Here is a 23,050-nt window from a genome sequence, read left to right as displayed (position 1 = left end):
CCCTAAAGCAGCACAATTCTAGCAAAATTAATATAACAAAAAATATTTATTGAAACATATAATGTAATGTATTCTATGTAATTGGTTAAAGGTTTGTTCTCACAAGCAATATATTTTAGCAACAATACTACTTGTATGATGAGCTGTAGAAGAAGTACTCAATCTCATTAAAAATAAAAAAGAGAGCAAAAGCTCTCTTTTTCCTTACCTTATTCTTCCCAAACTTTAACTTCTTTCATTACATCGCCTTGACGCATTTTTAATACTGTTTCAATACCGCTTGTTGCTTTACCAAATACAGTATGAACACCATCTAAATGCGGTTGTGGCTCATGAACGATAAAGAATTGGCTACCGCCTGTGTTACGGCCAGCGTGAGCCATAGAAAGTGATCCTACAAGGTGTCTATGAGGGTTTCCATCAGTTTCACATGGAATAGAGTAACCTGGGCCACCTGCACCTGTACCTGTTGGGTCTCCACCTTGGCTTACGAAGCCAGGAATAACACGGTGGAATGTCACACCATCATAAAATCCTTGCTCTGCTAATTTTTTAAAGTTTTCTACTGTTTTCGGTGCTTCTTCTGGGAAAAATTCCAAGTCGATTTTTTCACCGTTTTCCATTAATATGTATCCTAAAGTTTTCATGCGTATATGTCTCCTTTCAATTATCTCAGCACTATATTACCACATTCATGACTAGAAACAAAAAGAATCCGACAATCTAGATACTTCTTTTTTGAAATGTGGAAAAAGCTAGGTGACAAATAAGAAATATATACTATAATAACTTTGTTGCCCGAAAATTTTAGAAAGAGAAAGGGAGCGATTTTTCGTGAAAACGAAATTATTAGCTCTGCTATTAGCTGTAACGGTATTTATGATGCCAACAGCTTCATTTGCAGACATCATCGAGGGAGAATCAATTGTTACATTAGGAGAGAACTTATCCGAACAACAAAAACAAGATCTGTTAAAAGAAATGAAAGCACCAAAAGATGCTACAATTATCACTGTATCTAATGCGGAAGAACATAAATTTCTAGAAGGCATTGTTCCAAAAGCACAAATTGGTACGAGAGCAATTTCTTCTTCTATGATTACATACACAAAACCAGGATCTGGTCTTATTGTACGATCAAAGAACATTAACTGGGTAACAGATGCAATGTACACTAACGCTTTGATTACAGCAGGTGTAAAAGATGCAGAAATTCAAATTACTGCACCTTTTAAAGTTTCAGGAACTGCAGCTTTAACTGGATTAATGAAAGCATACGAAACTGCGTCCAATAAACAAATTCCTGAAGAAGTTAAAAAAGTAGCGAATGAAGAAATGGTACAAACAGCCCAGCTTGGTGATAAAATTGGTGAAGAAAAAGCAGTTCAACTTGTTGCAAAAATTAAAGAAGAAATTGCAAAAGAACAGCCAAAAACAACAGAAGATTTACGTTCATTAATTAAAAAAATTGCTGATCAACTCGGCATTACATTAACAGATGAACAGTTAGATAACTTAGTATCGTTATTTGATAAAATGAAAAATCTTAATATCGATTGGAATCAAGTTGGTAGTCAATTAAACAAAGCAAAAGAACATGTTTCTGCCTTTTTAGGATCTGAAGAAGGGCAAAGTTTTCTAGATAAAGTGAAAGATTTCTTCTCAAGTATCATTGATTTTGTTAAATCTTTATTCAAGTAAAAAAGAAGCCCGCCAATGACGGGCTTCTTTTTTATACAAGTAACGGTAATTTCATAACAGCCTCTTCAACCGAACGCACTATATGATTTGCTTTCTCCTTTACATATGGATGGGCATGATGAAGAGTAAATGAATGCGGGGTTACTTCAAACATAGAAATATCATTGAAAGAATCTCCAATACAAGCAACTTCATTTGCTTCAATTTGCAAATAATCCATTAGTCGCTTTAGAGCACTCCCCTTACTCACGCCTCTTGGCATAATATCAACATAGCGTTTACCTGATATAAAAACTTCCGCTTCGCCTTGAAACGTATCTCGTAGCTCTTGATCTAACGTCACAATTTTCTCTTCTTCTCCAAAAACAAACAATTTTGCAGGGTGTACAGTCTTACCAAACTCTTCTTCTAACGCTTCAATTTCAGCGATATGCACGCCCATATATGCTTCAAAATTATGGTGATGTTCATTCTTCCTTTTTGTATATCGCTGCTCATTTGCACAAACAATATCCGCTAGTCCTTTTTTATGTATATATCGATATATTTCCTGGGCAACCACATTTTCAAAACTCGATTCATGAAATAAATTTCCATCTGGAAGTAACATTGTCGCTCCATTTAAGCCAGTTGTGTAATATGGGAATGCAAACCTTTTTACAACTTCATCAATTCTGTGTGTAAAGCGGCCAGAGGCAAAACAAATATTTGTCCCTTTCTCAGCTAACCAACACAGCGCACGTTCATCTTCTTTTTGCATATGATTCACATCGTAAACGAGCGTGTCATCTAAATCACTTACAAATAATTTAATCATGTCCTCTTCCCCTTTCATACACAATATCTACTCTAAGTGTACACAAAAAATGTTTGATTTTTGTTAAAAAATAATAAATTTTTGCTAAAAAAAATAAACGGGTGTATAATCCCGTTTATTTTTGTCTTTTTACATTTTGAGGTCTTACAATACTTGGTCGTACTTTTAAACTAGACATCGTTGGACGGAGTAAAATTTTTGTTAACGCGCCCCAATCAAATGGTAAAAACGGCCATAAATAAGGTGTTTGTAAACTTTTTATAGACGTTAAAAATAAAATTAATATCGTCATACCAATTACAAATCCCATCTCATGGAAGAGACCTGTTAAAATAATAACAAACAATTTCCCAACCTTATTCCCTAATCCTAGTTCATAACTCGGTGTTGCATATGCACCAACCATCGAAACTGCTACATACAAAATTACTTCTGGCACAAACAAACCTACATCAATTGCAATTTGACCAATTAATATAGCGGAAATCAACCCTGCTGCAGACGATAACGGCGTTGGAGTATGAATGGCTGCCATCCTTAAAAACTCAAGTCCGACCTCTGCCATTAACACCTGTAATAAAATTGGTAAATGCGTCATCTTAGTCGGTCCAATAAAAGCAAGATTTGCTGGCAAAAGAGTTGGATCAAATACAAACACTAACCAAAATGGTAATAAAAATAACGAGAATATAACACCTAAAAAGCGCACCCAGCGTAAAAATGTACCGACAGCTGGATTTTGTCTAAACTCTTCCGCGTGCTGTAAATGATGAAAATATGTTGTCGGTGTAATCATAGCACTTGGCGATGTGTCAACAAGTACTAACACATGTCCTTCTAGTAGATGATTTGCTGCTACATCTGGCCTTTCTGTATATCGAATAAGTGGGAATGGGTTATAGCTTTGCTTTACAACAAATTCTTCTACTGTTTTATCCGCCATCGTAATTCCATCTACATCGATGTTATTTAATTCTTGTTTTATAATCTTTACTAAATCTGGATTTGCAACATCTTGAACGTATGTAATACAAATATCCGTTTGCGATCTATCTCCTACTCGAACCATTTCATTTCGAAGACGTGGATCTCGAATTCTCCTACGAATTAACGCTGTATTTACAACGATATTTTCAACAAATCCATCCCTCGCACCTCGTACTACCTTTTCGGTATCCGGTTCTGTCGGTGTTCGCCCTGGATAACTACGAACATCGATCGCGAACGCTTCCGTTTCACCTTCCACAAATATCACGATCAGTCCTGATAATACTTGGAGCATTACCTCATCCATCGTTTTCACTTTACTTACTTGTTGATGGATTAAGCGATTCTCTAAAAGCTTCACTGTATCTTCTTCTACATCCCTTATCTCATTTGTATCCACCGCTTCTTCTAAAATAGGGATAATATAATTTGTATCACAAAGTCCGTTTACAAATAACACACCAATTTCTTTATTCAAAATTTGAAATTTACGAATGCCGACATCGTATGTAACGCCTAGTCCAACTGTCTGCTTTAAATAATTTTCATTGTCACTTATGAAAGTTGATATAGGGATATCCACTTTTTTAGGCTTCGTCATAAAAACCACTCCTTTCCAAAATTAATTGAATTGCTTTCTTCGTAATAGGTGATCCCCTCTCCCATTCATCATTTCCACACATCTTACCAATGTCACCGACTCCAACAATGACAGGAACATTTAAATCGTCTAAACAATATATTGTATCTCCGCTAATCCTGCCAATTTCACCATCTGGAAGTCCAAATTTATCAACACCGTATTCGGTTAAATTCCCGTTCCGATCTACACTTACATCTACACGTGCCCATTCCCAATGATGCGTATTAGACGCTACTGCTAAAATACCGAGCACATCAATTTGTTTATGGGTAGCCACATATTTTAATGCCTTTTCACCAGATCCTTCTCCAATAAATCCACTGTCATCAAACATGACAAATACAGGGTCATATGGCGTTTGCATAATAAGCTCAACAACTTTTTTCCCTGTCAATTTGGTTGGATTACTTTGTGATGCTGAAATACACCTTCCCCCAAATTCCTTCGTTAAAAGCTCAATTGTCCGCTTTGCATATTCATCTCCATCTGTGACCAAAACAACCCTTCGTCTCATTTGATTTATCCTTTCGGTTTACATATAAGTGCTATAAAAAATGAAAACAATATCGCTGCGGAAATGCCCGCAGACGTTAAACTAAACATGCCAATACCAATTCCTAAATATCCATGTTTTTCTGCTGCATGCATTGCTCCGTGCAATAGTGAATGTCCAAAACTTGTAATAGGGACTGTCGCTCCAGCACCTGCAAATTTTATTAGTTTATCGTACAATCCAAATCCATCTAAAATTGCTCCGATGACTACAAAAGTTGCCATTAAATGAGCTGGTGTTAACTTTACGAAATCTAACAATAGTTGCCCAATTAAACAAATAGCTCCACCTACAAGAAATGCATATATAAAATCCACAATTCACTCTCCTTTAACTCTCTCAAATACGACACCATGTGCAATTGTTGGAATCGTTTCCTTCTGTTGCATCATCATCGGGCTTAATAATGCACCAGTCGCAACGACAAAAATTCGTTGTAAATTCCCTTTTTGCATCTCGTGTAATAAATGGCCATACGTAACAACTGCTGAACAAGCGCAACCACTACCACCTGCAAACACTTCTTCTTGACTTGATTCATAAATCATCAATCCACAATCATTGTATATATGCCCAAGATCATAACCTTCCTCAAGTAAAAGTTGTTTCGCAATCGGCGTCCCAACAGCTGATAAATCACCCGTAACAATCAAATCATAATCATCGGCACTTCTTCTTAAATCTTCAAAATGTTGTTGAATTGTATGAGCTGCTGCTGGAGCCATCGCTGCCCCCATATCCAAAGGATTTGTAATTCCTAAATCTTGCACTTTTCCGATTGTAGCTGACGTAATTTTAATTGCACTTTTTTCATTGCTAATTAATATAGATCCTGCACCAGTCACAGTTGAATTTGCTGTCCCTGGTTTTTGCCCACCGTACTCTGTTGGATAGCGAAATTGTCTTTCAGCCGTTGCATTATGACTGCTTACTGTAGCTAAGACACGATTTGCAAATCCACCGTCTATAAAAGCTGAGCCAACTGCTAAAGTCTCCATAGACGTTGCACAAGCGCTAAACATTCCTAAAAAAGGAATGCCCCACTTACGCGCAACATAATTTGCTGTCACTGTTTGATTTAATAAATCTCCCGCTAAAAAGAAATCAATTTGCGATGTTTTTATATTCCCTTTTTGCACTGCTTGTTGAATTGAGTCTGACATTAATCTTCGTTCGGCGAGCTCCCAATTTTCTTCTCCACAATGCAAGTCATCATATGAAATATCAAATTTTTTCCCAAGAGGGCCCTCAGCTTCTTTCGGACCGACAGCAGTACCCGTTGCATTCACATATATATCATTTTGAAATACCCACGTTTGTTTTCCGGTCAACCTCATACTAGCCCCTCCTTTAAGACATAAAAATTTTAAAGGTATACCTTATTAACCCAATGATATATGCACCAACAACCCCAAATACAATCACACTTCCTGCCAGTTTAAACATATTTGTAGCAATCCCTAGAACAACCCCTTCGCTCTTATGTTCTAAGGCAGCGCTCGCCATAGAATTTGCAAATCCTGTTACCGGTACCGCTGATCCTGCTCCAGCAAATTGACCGATTTTATCATATACACCACACCCTGTTAAAATCGCGGATAATAAAACAAGGGTTGCAACAGTTGGGTTTCCTGCCTCTTGTTCACTGAAGTGAAAATAATGTATATAAAATTTCATCAATACTTCTCCAACTGTGCAAATGAGTCCACCTACAAGAAATGCTTTGATACAATTTAGTAAATAGTTTGGCTTTGGATGATACTCCTTCACTTTATTTATGTAATCATCCTTCAATTTCTGACTTGTCATTTATATACTGCCTCCTACTTTACGAAATAAATCCAGTGAAACAACGATCCTATTACTTTCCCAAGTACAAGAGCAACGAGCAAAACAATAATCTTCCCCTCTACCCCTACTCGTTTCGCTAAAATAGGCAGAACATTTAACACCTCTGTTAATGCCGCAGCAAGCATTCCAATGAACGTGCCACAAAATATCCCTAATATAACGAGCCAATATTGCGACGTTTGAAATGTAATGTTTTTCAAACTGCACCAAGCCCCTGTTAAAGTACCTGCAATAACTGCCCACTCAAAATATTGAATATGCTTTCCACTTCTCGTTAATTGGGCTAAACGGGGGATTATACCAAGTACAGCTAAAAATGCGACATATCCGCTACCTACCGCAATCCCTCCAGCTAAACCAATTAAAATAACAAATCCAGACTCAATCATCGGTAAGTTGTTTCATATTATCCTTGTTTTCATTAACGATTACATACTGATCAAGTGACTGTTGGTATTGAAACATCTCAACTTCTAGCGGACTCGGCTCTTCATTAATTCGCTTTTGAAATACATGATTAAAGAATAAAACCATCCCTAAGCCAAGACCTAAAGAATAAGGAATTTGAAATAAAAGTGGTTGCGCATTAAATTCTCCAGTAATCATGTAATATAACCGTTGATGTACTTGTTGCATACTTACATCTTCATGGAAATAAATGATCGCAAGGGCCGCTCCAACGAAAAGTAACAGCCATACAAGCCCGAAAAAAATTGGGTGTGTCTTCTTTTTTTCGTATATAATTTCAACAAGAGTTTGTCCAGAACCGAGTAAATTAATTTGTAGATGAGATGCTTTCTGTTGAATAATCTCAATTACTTTCATAACATCAATTACAACATGCGTCTTATCATGCGCTGTTATTTTGTAAACTATCTCATTTTGTAACAACTCAACTACGGAAGAATCTCCGGCAAGTTGAGCAACATCGCCCAGCTTTACTTCATAAGTAGGAGAAACTTTTAAACGATTGCGCATTTTAATATAAATCGTTTGTTCCAACTTTCATTCACCCCTTCACTCTTCCTCGTAGTTGTAGTATGGTTATTGAATTTTTTTCTAATACAATTTTTTCATAAAAAAACATCTGCACCATTTCGGTACAGATGTTTTTTACTTATGCCTTTTTCTTAAATAAGTTTGCAATACTTAATGCAAGCCCTCCCCAAATGACTACTATTCCAATAACCATCATCATAATTGCTGATCCACTCATTATGAAACACCTCGATCTTTCCATTCTTTTTCAAGCTTGGCAGAATCCGAATGTATTTGTGCATTCCATTTCTTTAGACTAATAATTAGCGCAACGATAAGGAAGGCTGCTGCTATCGACCAACCATACGTTATAACAAACTCAGTCGGATAATCTCCATAATTCTTTTTAATATTTTGGATTGTACCATCAATTAGCATATACCCTAACATAAGCGGAGTAATAACGAGTAAACTCACTCTCCAAAACGTTCCTAATTTAATATCAGATACAAAGTTTGCATGATTTTGATAAACTGGTAAACGACGTAAAATGAGCCCTATCGTCACTACTTCCGCAAGTGCAATTGTAATTAATCCGAAATTATTAGCGAAATAGTCGACAACATCTAAGAACATAAGCCCACCACGTGTTGCAAATACAAGAGAAACTAACACGAGAAGGGTTCCCATAATTCCAATGGTTTTTTCCCGACTTAAACTGAATTTTTCAGATACAGCGGCAAAACATACTTCCGCGAGTGAAATAAGTGATGTGATTCCAGCAACCGTTAACGATAAGAAAAATAATACACCAAACAACGGTGACATCGGCAATTCATTAATAATTTGCGGAAATACTACGAACGCAAGCCCAACGCCAGCACTTGCTACTTTATCAACCGGTACTCCCATATTATTCGCCATAAATCCAAGAGCTGCAAAGACCCCAATACCTGCTAATAATTCAAATCCTGAGTTTGCAAATCCAGTAATAAAGGCATTATTTGTTGTATCCGAGTTTTTCGGTAAATAACTAGAATACGTAATCATAATTCCAAATGCTAAAGATAAACTAAAGAATATTTGACCATAAGCAGCAAGCCATACTTTCCCATCAAAAATACGACTCCAATCTGGTTTAAAGAATGCATCTAGTCCTTGCATAGCACCTTCCATCGTCACTGCACGAACGACGATAATAAGGAACATAACAACTAATAAAGGAATAAATATACGGTTAACAACTTCTATTCCTTTTTTAACTCCTTTAAATGCAACGCCAAGTACAATAATCCAAACGAGAGCTAATGGAATTAATACTTCCGGTACAAGTCCTCCAAATTGCCCTGGCTTATCTGCAACATGTAAGTACTCTTTAAATAAAAATGATTGCGTGTCTTTTCCCCATGCTCCAGTAATTGCAAAGTATGTATACGATATAGACCAAGCAATAATCACTGCATAATATGTTGAAACGATAAATGTTACGCACATTTGCCACCATCCAATAAATTCGGCACGCGGGCTAATACGGAAAAATGTAAGTGGTGCTGAACCACGATGACGATGACCAAGGGCAAACTCAAACGCTAACAATGAAATACCAGTCGTTAATAATGCAAATAAGTACGGTAAAAAGAATGCTCCTCCTCCATTTTCATACGCTGTATAAGGAAAACGCCATATGTTTCCTAATCCAACGGCAGATCCGACCGCTGCAAAAATAAATCCAGCTCTCGTTCCCCATTGTTGCCTCGTTTCCATGTTTCCTTCCCCCTTTATGACAAGTTCATACTTGGATTATATTTTAAATTGACTAAATTATAAATAAATTCTGTTAATTTTTACGAAAATTAACATCTCTCTCCTATTAACGGCATAAAAAAATCGAATAGACAATTATTCGTCTATTCGATCTTTCATCTGTTTTAATATTTTCTTTTCAAGTCTTGAAACTTGTACTTGCGAAATGCCTATGCGCTCTGCTACTTCTGACTGTGTTTGATCTTTATAGTAACGCAAGTATACAATTAAGCGCTCTCGTTCATCTAGTTCTCTAATCGCTTCTTTTAAAGCAATTTTATCGAACCATTTCGTTTCAGATTGATCTGCAATTTGATCTAAAATAGTGATTGGATCTCCATCGTTTTCATATACAGTTTCATGTATAGACGAAGGGGCCCGGCTCGCTTCTTGTGCTAGAACAACTTCCTCTGGCGTTAGTTCTAGTGCCTCTGCCACTTCATTAATCGTTGGAGCCCTTCCGAATTCTTTCGAAAGCTCATCTCTCATCTTTCGAATTTTGTTTCCTGTTTCTTTTAAAGACCTACTAACTTTCACTGATCCATCATCACGTAAGAAACGTTGTATTTCACCAATAATCATTGGAACTGCATATGTTGAAAATTTCACGTCGAAAGATAAATCAAATTTATCTACCGATTTCAAGAGCCCAATACATCCAATTTGAAATAGGTCGTCTGGTTCGTATCCTCGATTAAGAAACCGCTGTACAACCGACCAAACGAGGCGCATATTACTTTGAACGATTGTATCTCTCGCTTGTTGATCTCCATCTTGACTTTTTTGAATTAACGCTTTTAGCTCGTGGTCCTTTAACTGAGGTTTCTTCTTCTCATTTTTGACCTCTATGTCCATAGGCTATTCTCCTTAATTGCATAGAGCGTTACTATTTGATAAGTATTTTGTCAAATGGATTGTTGTCCCGAAAGATTCGTTTGAAATAACTTCTACTTCATCCATAAAATTTTCCATGATAGTAAATCCCATTCCGGAACGCTCTAATTCAGGTTTAGTTGTAAAAAGGGGTTGTCTCGCTTCATCTAAGTTAAAGATTCCAATCCCTTCATCTCGAATCGTGAGTTTCACCATTGCTTCTTCCAAAATTACAGAAATATAAACAATACCTTCTGCATTTCCTTCGTATCCATGAATAATTGCATTTGTAACCGCTTCTGACACAACTGTTTTAATCTCCGTTAATTCTTCCATCGTTGGATCTAGTTGTGCAATGAAAGCCGCTACTGTAACGCGAGCGAACGATTCATTTTGACTTAATGCTGAAAATTGAAGGTTCATTTCATTTCTCATCTATGCCACCCCCAACGTCGCGAGCGCGTGCGCTTCACTTTCTTCTAAGCGAACGATTTTGAATAAGCCCGACATTTCAAATAAACGCTTAACAGGCGGTGAAATTGCACAAACAACCATTTCTCCACCTAATCCCTTTACGTGTTTATATCGGCCTAATATAACACCTAGACCAGAACTATCCATAAAAGATAAGTTCTCTAGGCTCAAAACAATATGATGAACACCATGTGTCTCAATCATATCTGTTACTTTCGTTCGCAACTCTTCAGCCGTATGATGATCTAATTCACCCTCTAGTCTCACACATAGGACGTCACGTTTTACTTCTAATTGCATGGAAAGACTCACACGATTTCCTCCTTATGCTCAAACTTTACTTATTCACATACATAAAGATTTTCGTGATACAAAATAAGAATCCTTCCTGCTGACAAAAGAAGAACTATTTCGTCATAAAGTGAAACCTTTCAGCATTATTCACTTACATACGAATAGAAAAGCGGCAAAATATTTGCCGCTATTTTGATGTTGAAAACATCCCAAAACTTCTTTTAAATAACTCCCACCAGCTCGCTGCAGCAACATCTTCTTTTGCTACAATTGTTTGTTTTAATAAAACATCTTTATCTTTTTTAATAACAAGTGTACCAAGCGCGTCACCTTTTTTAATCGGTGCTTTTACTTTCTTTTCAGCAATTACTTCTTGTTTTACCTTGTCCATATTCTCGCCCTTCTTCATAAGAAGAGAAACATTATCTGATGCAACTAAATCTACTTTTTCTTTTTTCCCTTTCCCTACTTGAACTGTCTTAATTTTTTCGCCGCGCGTATACAATTTCTTTGTCATATATTGACCAAATGCGTAGTCAAGAAGCTTCGTCACTTGGTTGTTCCGTTCTTTTGATGTTGGTGCTCCCATGACAACTGAAATGACACGCATGCCATTTTTTTCAGCCGATGCTGTTAAACAATATTTCGCTTCTGTCGTAAAACCTGTTTTTACTCCATCTACGCCAGGATAAAAACGTACTAGCTTATTCGTATTAACGAGCCAAAACTTTTTATCCGTATCTTCACGTAAATAATCTTCGTACTTACCTGTGTATTTACGAATAAGTGGATACTTCATCAATTCTCTCGCCATTATAGCCATATCATTTGCTGTCGAATAATGGTCTTTGGCCGGAAGACCTGTTGGGTTTTGAAAATGTGTATTTTTCAGCCCTAGATCTTTCGCCTTTTTGTTCATCATATTTACAAATCCTTCTTCTGAACCTGCGATATGCTCGGCTACTGCAACAGATGCGTCATTTCCAGATGCAATTGCAATACCCTTTAACATCTCGTTTACAGTCATCTCTTCCCCAGGTTCTAAAAAGATTTGCGATCCACCCATTGAAGCTGCATGTTCGCTCGCTCTAACTTTATCGGTCAGTTTTAGTTTTCCTTTTTCAACTTGTTCCATAATTAAAAGCATTGTCATAATCTTTGTCATACTAGCAGGTGGTAATTTTTCATTTGGGTTTTTATCAAATAAAACTTTACCTGTATCTTGCTCAATTACGATTGCTGACGACGCTTGTTCCGCTAACTTCGGTGTTGTTTCTTCTGTTTTCTCCTGCTTCGTTTTCTCAGATTGTGCGAAACTCACTGAAGTTCCAGAAAGCAATAACATGAAACAAACAAGTATTCCAAAAACTCGCTTCATGACTAACCCTCCATTCTATATCAGACCTATTTTTTCCAATTTACCCTTTTTTAATACCAAATTTTTCTAACATTTTCAGTTGACAAATACATTCGCCCCCTATATTGTATTAATTGTATTACACACAGTAGTACACTTAATACATATGAGGAAGGAGACATTGCTCTTGCATATTCAACTTGACCCAAGAAGCAACACTCCGATATGGGAACAAATTGTTCAAAATATAAAAGAACTCGTATTGAAAAACATGTTGGCTCCAAGTGATAAACTTCCTTCTGTACGCGAACTCGCTTCTTTACTCGTTATAAATCCAAATACAGTGAGTAAAGCGTATCAAGAGTTAGAGCGACAAGGAATTATTGAAACGTTACGAGGAAAAGGAACATTTGTATCCCAATCGATTACCCCAACATTAGACGAAAGGAAAATCGCTATGGTTGAAAAGCAATTTCATCAATTACTATTAGAAGCCTCTTATCTTGGTATTACGAAAGATAAAATTCATGATTGGATAGATTCATACTATAAAGAGATTGGAGGGAATACGGATGTTGAAAGTGACAAGCTTGAAGAAAACAATTGATAATCAAACAATTTTAGACGATGTTTCTTTCACATTGCAAAGAGGGAGTATCATCGGATTACTCGGAAGAAATGGCGCGGGAAAAACAACTTTATTGCGAACGATGGTCGGTATTTTAGACCCAGACGAGGGAACTGTTACATATGAGGATATCGACATCCATAAAAATCCTGAAACGAAACAAAAAATCGTATATGTTCCTGATTCTACTAATATACTGAACGGCTATACGATAAAAGAAATCGTAAAGTTTTATAAAGAAGTTTATACCGCATTTGATGAAACACATTTCTATGAACTGTTAGAACGTTTTAACTTACCAAACAAACGAATTCGTAGCTATTCAAAAGGCATGAAAGCACTGCTCGCCATCATTTTAGCCGTTTCTACAAAGGCAGAATATATCATTTTAGATGAACCGACAAATGGACTTGATCCTATCGTGAAAAGGAAAATTTTACAGTTTCTCGTTGGAGAAGTTGCAGAAAAAGAGATTACCATTTTCATCTCCACTCACCATTTAGATGAAGTAGAACAAATTGCAGATACAATTATTATATTAAAAGGCCATACTATCTCGTCTATTACATCACTAGACGATGCAAAATCACGATTTGCTAAAATACAAGTTGCTTATGAACGTTCACTACCTCAAAAACTAGAAAACTTAAGCAATATTAAAATATTAAATCAAACAGGAAAAGTATATACAATCTTAATCGAAGGAAATGTGGCAGCTACATTAGAAAAGTTTCATAAAGAACAGCCACTGCTCATTGAAGAATTAGCCATGTCGCTCGAAGATATTTTTATCACAACGTTTGAGGAGGATTCGCATGTTTCATAAAGCTTTATGGATAAGGCAATGGAAGCAAGGAAAATATATAATTCTATTATTTTGGTTAATTAGTTTATATCAACTACCTTATAAATATTATCAAGAAGCGCAAATGCAGCTAAAACAATCAAAAATGAAGTTTGATGACTATGCATATTACTACTCCTACTATTTTCACGCATCTGATGGTGCCGTCCTCTTTCAAGGAGTTACTCTTATTGCACTTGCTTGTCTTTTAATTGGGTGGGAACGTAACAATCAATCAACTGATTTTCTCTTCTCAATGCCTTTTAAACGAAAAGATATTTTTTTAACAAAATGGTGGCTTGGTGTTTTGAATATTATTACAGTGCAAATTGTTTGCTGGCTTAGCATGTACGGAATAAAGAACATGTCGTTTCACAATGAGTATCAAATCTTTACTCCGTTCTATAGTTACTTTCTATATGCTACGGTTGTACTTATCGCTATTTATACATTCACCTTATTTATCGGAACCATTACTGGACATATATTCTCTCAAAGTAGTTTAGCTATCATTCTATTATTTTTACCATACGGTTTTGGATTGTTAATTTCCGGATTCATTTATTCCCATACACAATGGTCTTTAGATGCAATGGGAGAAATAGAGCAACGTACTCATGAGTACTTGCAACATATAGATATCATTTCACCATTAGAATCTTTTTCTATTACTTATGATTACCACCCGATAGAAACATTTGATAACTATGGCAATAAACTTTCTAGTGTACCACAGGACAATCCAATGGAGCATACTTTTGTACCTTCTCCTTGGACACTATTAACACCATCTGCTTACATCATTATCTTTTTATCAATGGCAACCTTTCTATACACACGTACACCAAACGAACAAAACGGAAAAATACTATTGTTTCCTAACTTGCAAAAATGGTTCATGATTTGCACTGTTCTATGCTTCGGACTGCTTGGCGGTAGAATATTAGGTGGACGAGATGCACTTCTGTCTTATTATGTTGGATTTTTCCTATTCGCTATCATAAGTTACTTCATTTTTACACGTCTATTAAAATTGAAGTTTGCTTTTGGAGGGAAATAAACATACATTAAGGTGATGAATACATGTTTCAAAAAGCATTATAGATGTGAAACTATAAAAACGGAACAATGGCATTAATAGAAGCTGACAAAAGAAAGATGTTATGAATTATTTAACTCTTATATGAACTAAATAAAAAGGCATTGCACAAGAGCAATGCTTTTTATTATATATGTCCCTATCTAAATAAAGAGGTTATTTCACATTCTCTCTCCTATCCCCATACACCATCTCTTCTTTCATCCCAAATCCATCACCATTTTGCACAATTTGCTCTGTCGGTGCAACTACACTTTCAGCAATTTTCCATTCCCCACGCTCTTTCACAAATACTTGTAGAAAATAGTTCATGCCATCTAATTGATATGCATTTTCTTTTTTCACATTATAGTGAATCGCAATGTAGTACACTTGAATATTTTCTTTTCCTATTTTTGATACGTATTGCGATAGTCTCGGTATATAGAGTGCTGCTTTCTGAAAAGATAGTTGTTTCGCTTTAACAAGCGATGAACTTGTTACATTACGTAATGTGTCCTGATTACGAATATTATCGCTATGGTGGAATAATACTGCGTTTTGCATAGAACGAACCCATAATTTCGAATATAAGACTGTATTATCGGTTTCAATGTACTTCACTTCTTTTCGTACCACTTGGATAGGCGTATCTGCGTACGTAAATGTTTGAAAATAGAAAAAACCACCAAATAAAATGGTAAGTGCAGCAATATATTTCATAATCTTTCCTCCGATCTTTTAATTAAAGTATCGGAGTTTCAAAATATTTTTATTCAAAAGAAAAAGGATAGGAATGCTTTCGCTTCCTATCCTCATTTATTATAATACGCGGCCAAATAGTTCTAAGACCATTTCTATTTCTTGGTCGCTCCAACCTTTAAATCTCTCTTTATAATATTCTTTACGCACAGCTTCAAGTTTTTCAGTTACTTCTCTTCCGTGCTCTGTAATTTCTAAATACACGATTCGACGATCTGAATTAGAACGTTTTCTTTCTACTAATCCTTTTCGTACGAGACGATCTGTAACAGCTGTAATATGACTGGAGGTTACGTTTACTTCACTCGCAATTTGCGAAGCCATCTGTGGACTCTTTAAAAATAACGCACGTAATACAGAAAATTCATTATATGGCATATGTTCTGCAAAACGTGTATTAATATCATTTTGTAATAAACGTATCATTTTTCGAAATGATGCAGATAAATCTAAAATCAGTGTTTCTCTTTTTTCGTTCAATAGCCTCGTCCCTTTTTTATCATATTTACACATATTATAATCTATAAATACCTATGTTGTACATGCTTTCTTTCCTCAACATTCTCATTTATGTAACTTTTTTCATATAAATTTCTTTTTTGTTCACACATATACATATAAAAAGGATGGTGATGGAAAATGCAGGGTGGAATGAATCCTTATTTACACAACGTACGCACAGCTAATACTGGTAAAGAAGCTACTATTACTGTACAAGGCGAAGGCGTTGTCAAAGCAAAACCGAATGTTGTTATATTAACGCTTGGCATTCGAACAGATGATAAAAATGTAAAACAGGCTCAAGAAGAAAATGCAGTGCAATCCAAACAATTGCTGGATGCACTTAAACAGCTTGGTATTGCCGATAAAGATATAGAAACGATTTCTTATACAATTACTCCTCAATACGAATATGTAAATGATAAAGCATTGCTACAAGGATACCGCGTGGAGCATTTGTATGAAATTACCGTTTTAAATGTACAAAAAGCTGGGGAAGTATATGATATAGCCGTTTCAAATGGCGCAAATGTAGCAAAAGGTTTACGTTTCCGAGTATCTCATCCAAATAAATATTATGAGCAAGCTCTCATTCAAGCTCTGCACCAAGCAGTAGAAAAAGCTCGTGCTATTGCGAGTACATATAATTTAAATATTAATCCTGTTCCCCTCTCATTCGTTGAAGAATCTGCCCAATTACCACGGGAGGTTACGTCTTATGCTACTTTACAAGCGCAAGCAGCCCCTCCCATTCAATCGGGTGAATTAGAAATCATTTCATCCATACGGGCTATTTTTACGTATTTATAACGAATTCTCTTTACAAGTAAACGTTATCATTTTACTTGTTGTAAAAACATGATGTTCTGATATAATAAAGAACGGTGAGCTCTTACATAAGAGATATCACGGGTGGGAGAGGGATATGAAAAAGAAGGTTTAACATGAAAGGAATACTTGAAAGAACATTTAAATTAGGTTTACACGAAACATCACCAAAACAAGAAGTATTAGCTGGAGTTACGTCATTTTTCACAATCGTATATATTATGATTGTAAATGCGTCAATCTTATCAGATGCTGGCATTCCTCTTGAAGCTGGAATTTTAGCAACTGTTTTTAGTTCATTTGTCGGATGTCTACTCATGGCATTTTGGGCAAATGCACCTGCTATTCTTGTCCCGGGTATGGGTGTAAATGCATTCTTCACGTACACAGCTGTGCATACGCTTGGACTAACTTGGCAAGAAGCATTGGCTGCTGTCTTTATCTCTGGTATTATTTTTGCAATTGCCGCTTTTACACCAATCGCTCGCGTGCTATCAGTATCAATTCCAAAGTCATTAAAGGAAGCGATTACTGTCGGCATCGGATTATTTTTAGCGTTTATCGGATTGCAAAAAGGTGGTTTAGTCGTTTCGAACCCAAATACTGCTGTGGCAATGGGGAAATTAAGTAATCCTGTCGTTCTTGCGACATTACTTACTCTTATCATTGCACTTGTATTATTTATTCGTAACGTACGTGGAAACTTTTTATGGACGATTGCAATAGGAACTGGTATCGCCTGGCTATTTGGTCTTGTGGATACGAGTCAAGTGGGAAGTAGTTCATTCTCATTCGCTAATTACGGTGATGTGTTTGGAGCTATGTCATTTGGGAAACTTTCTTCCTTACCATTTTGGATTGCAACATTCTCTTTAAGCATGGTGCTTATCTTTGAGAACATGGGACTTCTGCACGGTTTATTAGAAGATGATCGTAAATTCCCACGTGCTTACCAAGCCAATGCAATTTCAGCAATGACATGTGGTCTATTTGGCACAAGTCCTACCGTTTCAACAGTAGAAAGTGCCGCAGGTATTACTGCAGGTGGTAAGACAGGTCTGACGTCTATCGTTACTGGGTTGCTATTCTTTGCATCACTGTTTGCTCTTCCATTTGTCAAATTAATTCCTGATAGTGCCATTGCACCAATCTTAATTATTATTGGCGGTCTGATGATTACAAGCATTCAACAAATTCCTCTGAATGACTTTTCAGAAGGATTTCCAGCATTCTTAATTATCGTTATGATCCCGCTCACATATAGTATCGCTGATGGCATTGCGTTCGGATTTATTGCTTACCCTATCTTAAAAGTTGCTCTTGGAAAGCGTAAAGAAGTCGCACCATCTATGTATATCATTACATGCTTATTCTTAGCTATGTTTGTATTACATGCTATTGGTTAAAAAAAACACCGAGGAAATCCTCGGTGTTTTTTTACTTAAACCATCCTTTTTTATAAAACCAGGCCATCATTCCGCCGCCAATTAGTGCCATAATAAGTAGACAAATAAAATAACTATATTGTCCACCAAGCTCTGGCATATGCGTAAAGTTCATTCCATATACTCCCGCAATAAATGTTAATGGCATGAAAATAGTCGAGAATACAGTTAATGTTTTCATAATGTTATTCATATGATGTGAGTTTAATGAAAAATAACTATCCCGAATATCTGCTGTTAACTCTCGGCTTGCCTCAATCATTTCTGTTAGTTTAAGCAAATGATCATGTATATCTTTAAAGTAAATTTCATGATCGCTTATACCGTAAAAACGAGTCGAATTTAAAATACGATATAATAAATCACGCATCGGAATAATTGTACGCCTTAGCTTTGATAAATCTGTACGTATATCAAATACCTCTTCTAATACACTTCCTGCTGTCTCCCCCGTTAAATTATCATCAATTGCATTTAAATGATCCTCAATGTAATATACAGGCGCAAAATAGTCATCTACAATTTGGTCGATAATTGTATGAGCTACGTGTAAAGGACTATTTTTAATACGCTTCTTTTCTCCAAGTGTTTTCCATACTCTTTCGATTGCATTGTTATGAGAAAAGTGGAAAGAAACAATATAACGATCACTAATAAATAAATCGATTTCGTGCGGTTCTAGTCCATCTTCCCCAAATGCATGAAGTACTAAAAAGTTATATCCATCATAAAAATCAACTTTTGGCCTCTGTACATATTCTATACAGTCTTCAATTGCAAGGGGATGGAACTTAAAATGGTCTTGCAGAATATATGTATACTCTTCTTTCGTTGGCTTATATAAATCTAGCCAATACCATACAATATGGTCTTTCTTTGTTTCTTCTAGAGAAACATCATATAATACTTCATCTGTTTTTGTTACTGCACAAATTCTAATCATAATTTCACCCATTATTATTATAAACAAAAAATAGTAAAAAAAGCCAAGGAGAAATCTCCTCAGCTTTTTTTTATTACTTCGTTACGATACCGTGTACTAAAGTTGGTGCATCTACGTGTTCTTTAGAGATCTTCATGTTCTCATAAATTTTCGCTTTTACATCTTCAACATTTTCGCGGTTTGCGTAAATTGTAACGAGAGATTCACCTTGCTTCACGCTATCGCCTACTTTTTTGCGCAGCATTAGACCAACTGCTAAATCAATTTCAGACTCTTTCGTTGCACGTCCTGCTCCTAAAAGCATTGCTGCTGTTCCGATTTCGTCTGCAACGATTTCTGATACATATCCGTCTTCTTTCGCTTCCACTTCAATTTTAAATTGTGCTTGTGGCAATTTAGAAGGGTCATCAACAACAGATGCGTCGCCGCCTTGCGCTGATAAGAACGTTTTAAATGATTCTAGCGCTTTTCCGTTGTTCATTACTTCAATTAGCTTTTCACGTGCATCTTCTAAAGATGAAGCTTGTCCAGCAAGGTACACCATTTGACTTCCAAGTGTTAAACATAGCTCTTCTAAATCTTTCGGCCCTTTACCTTGTAATGTATCAATTGCTTCTTGAACTTCTAATGCGTTACCGATAGCTTCACCGAGTGGTTGACTCATATCAGAAATAACTGCCATCGTGTTACGACCAACGTTATTACCGATGCGTACCATTGCTTCTGCTAGACGTTTTGCATCTTCATCCGTTTTCATAAATGCACCTGCTCCAGTTTTTACATCAAGAACAATTGCATCTGCACCAGCAGCAATTTTTTTACTCATAATCGAACTTGCAATAAGCGGAATTGAGTTTACTGTTGCTGTCACATCACGAAGTGCATATAGCTTTTTATCAGCAGGTGTTAAGTTACCACTTTGACCGATAACAGCGATTTTGTTTTCATTTACAAGACGCATGAATTCATCGTTTTCAATTTCCACATGGAATCCTGGAACTGCTTCTAATTTATCAATTGTACCACCAGTATGTCCTAAACCGCGTCCAGACATTTTCGCTACTGGTACATCTAAAGCGGCTACTAATGGACCTAATACAAGTGTCGTTGTATCACCAACACCACCTGTTGAATGCTTATCTACTTTTACACCTTCAATAGCTGATAAGTCGATTGTATCACCGCTATTTACCATTGCCATCGTTAAATCGGCACGCTCCTGATCGTTCATATCTTGGAAGAAAATTGCCATTGCAAGTGAACTTACTTGATAATCAGGAATATCACCATTCGTATATCCTTCAACAATAAAGTTAATTTCTTCTGTCGTTAATGCATGTCCGTCACGTTTTTTTGCAATTAGGTCCACCATTCTCATTGTGAAGTCACCCCTTCATTTGTTTTACGATTGCTTTTACTAATGCTAAGAAGTTAGCTTTAACACGTTCTGTCGTTTCAATTACTTCATCGTGGTGAAGTGGTTGATCTAAAATACCAGCTGCCATATTTGAAATACAAGAAATACCTAACACTTTCATACCAGCATGACGCGCTACAATTACTTCAGGTACTGTTGACATACCAACTGCATCTCCGCCAAGTGTACGAAGCATACGAATTTCAGCAGGTGTTTCATATACAGGACCTGTCATTCCTACGTATACACCTTCTTGTACTTTAATATTTAAGTCTGCTGCAACTTGTTTCGCCATTTCGCGAAGTTCTACTGTATATGATGTAGACATATCAGGGAAACGTACGCCCATTTCAGAATCATTCGGTCCGATTAATGGATTCGTACCCATGAAGTTAATGTGGTCTGAAATTAACATAAGATCGCCTGGCTCAAATGATGTATTTACACCACCAGCTGCGTTTGTTACAACTACTGTTTCTACACCTAGTTCTTTCATAACACGAACTGGGAATGTTACTTTTTGCATGTCGTATCCTTCATAGAAGTGGAAACGTCCTTGCATTGCTACTACTGTTACACCTTGAAGTGTACCAAATACTAGTTGACCTGCATGGCCTTCTACAGTTGATACTGGGAATTCAGGGATTTCACTGTAAGGTACTGTTACTGCGTTCTCAATTTCGTCTGCTAATACACCTAGTCCTGATCCAAGGATTAGTCCTACTTGTGGTGTCTCTTGAAATTTCTCTTTTAAGTATGAAGCTGATTTTGTAATAAGTTCACGATTCATTTGTTTATCCCCCTATTTCTTTAGCTCGTTTAAGAAGCTTGTTCCGTATTCTGGCATTTTCACACCGAAGTTTTCTGCTACTGTTGCACCAATATCAGCAAATGTTTGACGAAGTGGTAATTCTTGTCCGCCTTCTTTCATGCTTGGGCTATATGCCAATAATGGTACATATTCACGTGTATGGTCAGTACCAGGGTGAATTGGATCATTACCGTGGTCTGCTGTAATTAATAATAGATCATCTTCTTTTAGTTTTGCGAATACTTCTGGAAGACGTGCATCATATTCTTGCAGAGCTTCTCCGTATCCTTGTGGATCACGGCGATGGCCGAATAATGCATCAAAGTCAACTAAGTTTAAGAAGCTAAGACCTGTAAAGTCCATATTTAATGTATCTACAAGCTTATCCATTCCATCCATGTTAGACTTCGTACGAAGTGATTCAGTTACCCCTTCACCATCATAAATATCAGAGATTTTACCGATAGCAATTACATCGTAGTCACTATCTTTTAATTCATTCATTACTGTACGGCCGAATGGTTTTAATGCATAGTCATGACGGTTTGGTGTACGTGTAAAGTTTCCAGGTTCACCAACGAATGGACGAGCAATAACACGACCTACCATGTATTTCTCATCTAATGTTAATTCACGTGCAATTTTACAGATTTTATATAACTCATCAAGTGGCACTACTTCTTCGTGTGCTGCAATTTGCAATACGCTATCAGCAGAAGTATAAACGATTAAAGAGCCTGTTTCCATTTGCTCTTGACCAAGTTCATCAAGAATCTCAGTTCCAGAAGCTGGCTTATTACCGATAATTTTACGGCCTGTTTTTTCTTCTAATTCATCAAGTAATTCTTTCGGGAATCCTTCCGGGAACACTTGGAATGGTGTATCAATGTAAAGGCCCATGATTTCCCAGTGACCTGTCATTGTATCTTTACCAGTAGATTTCTCTTGCATTTTTGTGTAATATCCAAGTGGTTTCTCTACTTTAGAGATACCTTTCATTTCTCGAATGTTACCAAGACCTAATTTCACCATGTTAGGCATTTGTAACCCATTCATATGTTCAGCAATGTGACCAATTGTGTCAGATCCTAAATCACCAAATTGCTCAGCATCTGGTGCTTCACCGATTCCCACAGAGTCCATTACGACTAGGAATATACGTTTATATTTATTCATAACTGCGCCCTCCTATAAGTTCAGTTCTACTTCTTGTAGTATGTTCAAAACGCTATAAAGTGAAACTGTTATCAAAAAGAATTCTCATTGTCAAACAGTACTTCTTTAAATCATTTTCTAACCTATTTCGTTTACTTGAAACGATTCAAAAACATTTCTAGTTTTTTCTAAGTCAGATGTCAGACATCTGATACTGATATCATAACATGTTTACGCTTTCTTTTTAATACATTTTCGTAGAATTTCTCATTTTCTTCACACTTCTATTGTAATCCATTCTGCAACG

Annotated in this window: 27 protein-coding genes; 6 read left to right on the top strand and 21 right to left on the bottom strand. The window is 36.4% G+C overall.

Annotated features, from left to right (window positions below; all coding sequences use genetic code 11):
- Window positions 1-209: 209 nt before the first annotated feature.
- On the bottom strand, window positions 210-647 hold the full coding sequence (locus ABWK52_RS04405) for a peptidylprolyl isomerase (RefSeq protein WP_000853782.1): 438 nt from the start codon (window positions 645-647) through the stop codon (window positions 210-212).
- A 187-nt stretch (window positions 648-834) separates the two neighbouring features.
- Between ABWK52_RS04405 and ABWK52_RS04400 the strand changes: the two genes are divergently transcribed.
- Window positions 835-1,701 (top strand): DUF1002 domain-containing protein, encoded by an 867-nt coding sequence (locus ABWK52_RS04400; protein WP_000850515.1) that lies wholly within the window; start codon window positions 835-837, stop codon window positions 1,699-1,701.
- 31 nt (window positions 1,702-1,732) lie between these two features.
- On the opposite strand, the gene ABWK52_RS04395 is transcribed toward ABWK52_RS04400, so the two are convergent.
- The 14 genes from ABWK52_RS04395 to dacF all read right to left on the bottom strand — a co-directional run bounded on the left by ABWK52_RS04395 (window position 1,733) and on the right by dacF (window position 12,352).
- Window positions 1,733-2,536 (bottom strand): Cof-type HAD-IIB family hydrolase, encoded by an 804-nt coding sequence (locus ABWK52_RS04395; protein WP_002062280.1) that lies wholly within the window; start codon window positions 2,534-2,536, stop codon window positions 1,733-1,735.
- Window positions 2,537-2,633: 97 nt separating this feature from the next.
- On the bottom strand, window positions 2,634-4,106 hold the full coding sequence (spoVAF, locus tag ABWK52_RS04390) for a spore germination protein SpoVAF (protein WP_000165596.1): 1,473 nt from the start codon (window positions 4,104-4,106) through the stop codon (window positions 2,634-2,636).
- Entirely contained in the window at window positions 4,093-4,662 is a 570-nt protein-coding gene (locus ABWK52_RS04385; RefSeq protein ID WP_001254415.1) for a stage V sporulation protein AE, read from the bottom strand. The genes spoVAF and ABWK52_RS04385 overlap by 14 nt, the downstream gene beginning before the upstream one ends.
- Window positions 4,663-4,667: 5 nt before the next feature.
- Window positions 4,668-5,018: a stage V sporulation protein AE gene (gene spoVAE / locus ABWK52_RS04380; protein WP_000345904.1), complete on the bottom strand. Its 351-nt coding sequence runs from the start codon at window positions 5,016-5,018 to the stop codon at window positions 4,668-4,670.
- Window positions 5,019-5,021: 3 nt separating this feature from the next.
- Window positions 5,022-6,038 (bottom strand): stage V sporulation protein AD, encoded by a 1,017-nt coding sequence (spoVAD, locus tag ABWK52_RS04375; RefSeq protein ID WP_001241163.1) that lies wholly within the window; start codon window positions 6,036-6,038, stop codon window positions 5,022-5,024.
- Between the two features lie 13 nt (window positions 6,039-6,051).
- A complete protein-coding gene (spoVAC, locus tag ABWK52_RS04370; RefSeq protein ID WP_000203810.1) occupies window positions 6,052-6,510 on the bottom strand; it encodes a stage V sporulation protein AC in 459 nt (152 codons plus the stop codon).
- A gap of 14 nt (window positions 6,511-6,524) precedes the next feature.
- Complete coding sequence (gene spoVAB / locus ABWK52_RS04365) at window positions 6,525-6,941, bottom strand: stage V sporulation protein SpoVAB (RefSeq protein ID WP_000572936.1); 417 nt, start codon at window positions 6,939-6,941, stop codon at window positions 6,525-6,527.
- On the bottom strand, window positions 6,934-7,554 hold the full coding sequence (locus ABWK52_RS04360; protein WP_098541572.1) for a stage V sporulation protein AA: 621 nt from the start codon (window positions 7,552-7,554) through the stop codon (window positions 6,934-6,936). The genes spoVAB and ABWK52_RS04360 overlap by 8 nt, the downstream gene beginning before the upstream one ends.
- A 115-nt stretch (window positions 7,555-7,669) precedes the next feature.
- Window positions 7,670-7,768: a methionine/alanine import family NSS transporter small subunit gene (locus tag ABWK52_RS04355; protein ID WP_000016826.1), complete on the bottom strand. Its 99-nt coding sequence runs from the start codon at window positions 7,766-7,768 to the stop codon at window positions 7,670-7,672.
- Entirely contained in the window at window positions 7,768-9,294 is a 1,527-nt protein-coding gene (locus tag ABWK52_RS04350) for a sodium-dependent transporter (RefSeq protein ID WP_000450087.1), read from the bottom strand. Before ABWK52_RS04350 ends, ABWK52_RS04355 begins: the two co-directional genes overlap by 1 nt.
- Before the next feature lie 135 nt (window positions 9,295-9,429).
- On the bottom strand, window positions 9,430-10,188 hold the full coding sequence (sigF, locus tag ABWK52_RS04345; protein ID WP_000350729.1) for an RNA polymerase sporulation sigma factor SigF: 759 nt from the start codon (window positions 10,186-10,188) through the stop codon (window positions 9,430-9,432).
- A 12-nt stretch (window positions 10,189-10,200) separates the two neighbouring features.
- Window positions 10,201-10,641: an anti-sigma F factor gene (spoIIAB, locus tag ABWK52_RS04340; protein ID WP_001243398.1), complete on the bottom strand. Its 441-nt coding sequence runs from the start codon at window positions 10,639-10,641 to the stop codon at window positions 10,201-10,203.
- A complete protein-coding gene (spoIIAA, locus tag ABWK52_RS04335) occupies window positions 10,642-10,992 on the bottom strand; it encodes an anti-sigma F factor antagonist (protein ID WP_000059135.1) in 351 nt (116 codons plus the stop codon). It lies immediately after the preceding gene.
- A gap of 169 nt (window positions 10,993-11,161) precedes the next feature.
- On the bottom strand, window positions 11,162-12,352 hold the full coding sequence (dacF, locus tag ABWK52_RS04330; RefSeq protein ID WP_000831998.1) for a serine-type D-Ala-D-Ala carboxypeptidase DacF: 1,191 nt from the start codon (window positions 12,350-12,352) through the stop codon (window positions 11,162-11,164).
- Between the two features lie 166 nt (window positions 12,353-12,518).
- Between dacF and ABWK52_RS04325 the strand changes: the two genes are divergently transcribed.
- From ABWK52_RS04325 to ABWK52_RS04315, 3 genes are read left to right on the top strand one after another with little or no spacing between them, the layout of a single operon-like run.
- Window positions 12,519-12,938, top strand: a complete 420-nt coding sequence (locus ABWK52_RS04325) for a GntR family transcriptional regulator (protein WP_000548027.1) — start codon at window positions 12,519-12,521, stop codon at window positions 12,936-12,938.
- Complete coding sequence (locus tag ABWK52_RS04320) at window positions 12,904-13,785, top strand: ABC transporter ATP-binding protein (protein ID WP_097842602.1); 882 nt, start codon at window positions 12,904-12,906, stop codon at window positions 13,783-13,785. The genes ABWK52_RS04325 and ABWK52_RS04320 overlap by 35 nt, the downstream gene beginning before the upstream one ends.
- Entirely contained in the window at window positions 13,775-14,863 is a 1,089-nt protein-coding gene (locus tag ABWK52_RS04315) for an ABC transporter permease subunit (RefSeq protein ID WP_000468501.1), read from the top strand. Before ABWK52_RS04320 ends, ABWK52_RS04315 begins: the two co-directional genes overlap by 11 nt.
- Window positions 14,864-15,058: 195 nt before the next feature.
- Here the strand turns inward: ABWK52_RS04315 and ABWK52_RS04310 are convergent, their stop codons facing one another.
- Window positions 15,059-15,604 (bottom strand): hypothetical protein, encoded by a 546-nt coding sequence (locus ABWK52_RS04310; protein ID WP_000873785.1) that lies wholly within the window; start codon window positions 15,602-15,604, stop codon window positions 15,059-15,061.
- Window positions 15,605-15,703: 99 nt separating this feature from the next.
- Window positions 15,704-16,123 (bottom strand): MarR family winged helix-turn-helix transcriptional regulator, encoded by a 420-nt coding sequence (locus ABWK52_RS04305; protein ID WP_001003305.1) that lies wholly within the window; start codon window positions 16,121-16,123, stop codon window positions 15,704-15,706.
- Window positions 16,124-16,282: 159 nt separating this feature from the next.
- Between ABWK52_RS04305 and ABWK52_RS04300 the strand changes: the two genes are divergently transcribed.
- Both ABWK52_RS04300 and ABWK52_RS04295 read left to right on the top strand, forming a co-directional pair.
- On the top strand, window positions 16,283-16,954 hold the full coding sequence (locus ABWK52_RS04300; protein ID WP_098541570.1) for an SIMPL domain-containing protein: 672 nt from the start codon (window positions 16,283-16,285) through the stop codon (window positions 16,952-16,954).
- Between the two features lie 134 nt (window positions 16,955-17,088).
- On the top strand, window positions 17,089-18,378 hold the full coding sequence (locus ABWK52_RS04295) for an NCS2 family permease (RefSeq protein WP_000676242.1): 1,290 nt from the start codon (window positions 17,089-17,091) through the stop codon (window positions 18,376-18,378).
- Window positions 18,379-18,409: 31 nt separating this feature from the next.
- Here the strand turns inward: ABWK52_RS04295 and corA are convergent, their stop codons facing one another.
- The 4 genes from corA to deoB form a co-directional block, all read right to left on the bottom strand.
- A complete protein-coding gene (corA, locus tag ABWK52_RS04290) occupies window positions 18,410-19,372 on the bottom strand; it encodes a magnesium/cobalt transporter CorA (protein WP_002005674.1) in 963 nt (320 codons plus the stop codon).
- 61 nt (window positions 19,373-19,433) lie between these two features.
- Window positions 19,434-20,738 (bottom strand): pyrimidine-nucleoside phosphorylase, encoded by a 1,305-nt coding sequence (locus ABWK52_RS04285; protein ID WP_001243069.1) that lies wholly within the window; start codon window positions 20,736-20,738, stop codon window positions 19,434-19,436.
- Between the two features lie 7 nt (window positions 20,739-20,745).
- Window positions 20,746-21,567: a purine-nucleoside phosphorylase gene (locus ABWK52_RS04280; RefSeq protein WP_001078446.1), complete on the bottom strand. Its 822-nt coding sequence runs from the start codon at window positions 21,565-21,567 to the stop codon at window positions 20,746-20,748.
- A gap of 12 nt (window positions 21,568-21,579) precedes the next feature.
- Window positions 21,580-22,764: a phosphopentomutase gene (deoB, locus tag ABWK52_RS04275; protein WP_001046079.1), complete on the bottom strand. Its 1,185-nt coding sequence runs from the start codon at window positions 22,762-22,764 to the stop codon at window positions 21,580-21,582.
- Between the last annotated feature and the right edge of the window lie 286 nt (window positions 22,765-23,050).

This window comes from Bacillus sp. AP50, assembly GCF_040492675.1.
GTDB lineage: Bacteria > Bacillota > Bacilli > Bacillales > Bacillaceae_G > Bacillus_A > Bacillus_A cereus.
This window is presented reverse-complemented; position numbering and strand designations above follow the sequence as displayed.

What these genes read in the sequence shown, in the direction of transcription:
- spoVAB (WP_000572936.1), bottom strand. Translation starts at nt 6,941, where the DNA reads ATGATTGAGTCTGGATTTGTTATTTTAATTGGTTTAGCTGGAGGGATT.
- spoVAC (WP_000203810.1), bottom strand. Translation starts at nt 6,510, where the DNA reads ATGACAAGTCAGAAATTGAAGGATGATTACATAAATAAAGTGAAGGAG.
- ABWK52_RS04395 (WP_002062280.1), bottom strand. Translation starts at nt 2,536, where the DNA reads ATGAAAGGGGAAGAGGACATGATTAAATTATTTGTAAGTGATTTAGAT.
- spoIIAB (WP_001243398.1), bottom strand. Translation starts at nt 10,641, where the DNA reads ATGAGAAATGAAATGAACCTTCAATTTTCAGCATTAAGTCAAAATGAA.
- spoVAD (WP_001241163.1), bottom strand. Translation starts at nt 6,038, where the DNA reads ATGAGGTTGACCGGAAAACAAACGTGGGTATTTCAAAATGATATATAT.
- deoB (WP_001046079.1), bottom strand. Translation starts at nt 22,764, where the DNA reads ATGAATAAATATAAACGTATATTCCTAGTCGTAATGGACTCTGTGGGA.
- ABWK52_RS04310 (WP_000873785.1), bottom strand. Translation starts at nt 15,604, where the DNA reads ATGAAATATATTGCTGCACTTACCATTTTATTTGGTGGTTTTTTCTAT.
- ABWK52_RS04285 (WP_001243069.1), bottom strand. Translation starts at nt 20,738, where the DNA reads ATGAGAATGGTGGACCTAATTGCAAAAAAACGTGACGGACATGCATTA.
- ABWK52_RS04295 (WP_000676242.1), top strand. Translation starts at nt 17,089, where the DNA reads ATGAAAGGAATACTTGAAAGAACATTTAAATTAGGTTTACACGAAACA.
- ABWK52_RS04315 (WP_000468501.1), top strand. Translation starts at nt 13,775, where the DNA reads ATGTTTCATAAAGCTTTATGGATAAGGCAATGGAAGCAAGGAAAATAT.
- ABWK52_RS04405 (WP_000853782.1), bottom strand. Translation starts at nt 647, where the DNA reads ATGAAAACTTTAGGATACATATTAATGGAAAACGGTGAAAAAATCGAC.
- ABWK52_RS04280 (WP_001078446.1), bottom strand. Translation starts at nt 21,567, where the DNA reads ATGAATCGTGAACTTATTACAAAATCAGCTTCATACTTAAAAGAGAAA.
- ABWK52_RS04385 (WP_001254415.1), bottom strand. Translation starts at nt 4,662, where the DNA reads ATGAGACGAAGGGTTGTTTTGGTCACAGATGGAGATGAATATGCAAAG.
- sigF (WP_000350729.1), bottom strand. Translation starts at nt 10,188, where the DNA reads ATGGACATAGAGGTCAAAAATGAGAAGAAGAAACCTCAGTTAAAGGAC.
- dacF (WP_000831998.1), bottom strand. Translation starts at nt 12,352, where the DNA reads ATGAAGCGAGTTTTTGGAATACTTGTTTGTTTCATGTTATTGCTTTCT.
- ABWK52_RS04350 (WP_000450087.1), bottom strand. Translation starts at nt 9,294, where the DNA reads ATGGAAACGAGGCAACAATGGGGAACGAGAGCTGGATTTATTTTTGCA.
- ABWK52_RS04300 (WP_098541570.1), top strand. Translation starts at nt 16,283, where the DNA reads ATGCAGGGTGGAATGAATCCTTATTTACACAACGTACGCACAGCTAAT.
- corA (WP_002005674.1), bottom strand. Translation starts at nt 19,372, where the DNA reads ATGGGTGAAATTATGATTAGAATTTGTGCAGTAACAAAAACAGATGAA.
- ABWK52_RS04355 (WP_000016826.1), bottom strand. Translation starts at nt 7,768, where the DNA reads ATGAGTGGATCAGCAATTATGATGATGGTTATTGGAATAGTAGTCATT.
- ABWK52_RS04320 (WP_097842602.1), top strand. Translation starts at nt 12,904, where the DNA reads ATGTTGAAAGTGACAAGCTTGAAGAAAACAATTGATAATCAAACAATT.
- spoVAF (WP_000165596.1), bottom strand. Translation starts at nt 4,106, where the DNA reads ATGACGAAGCCTAAAAAAGTGGATATCCCTATATCAACTTTCATAAGT.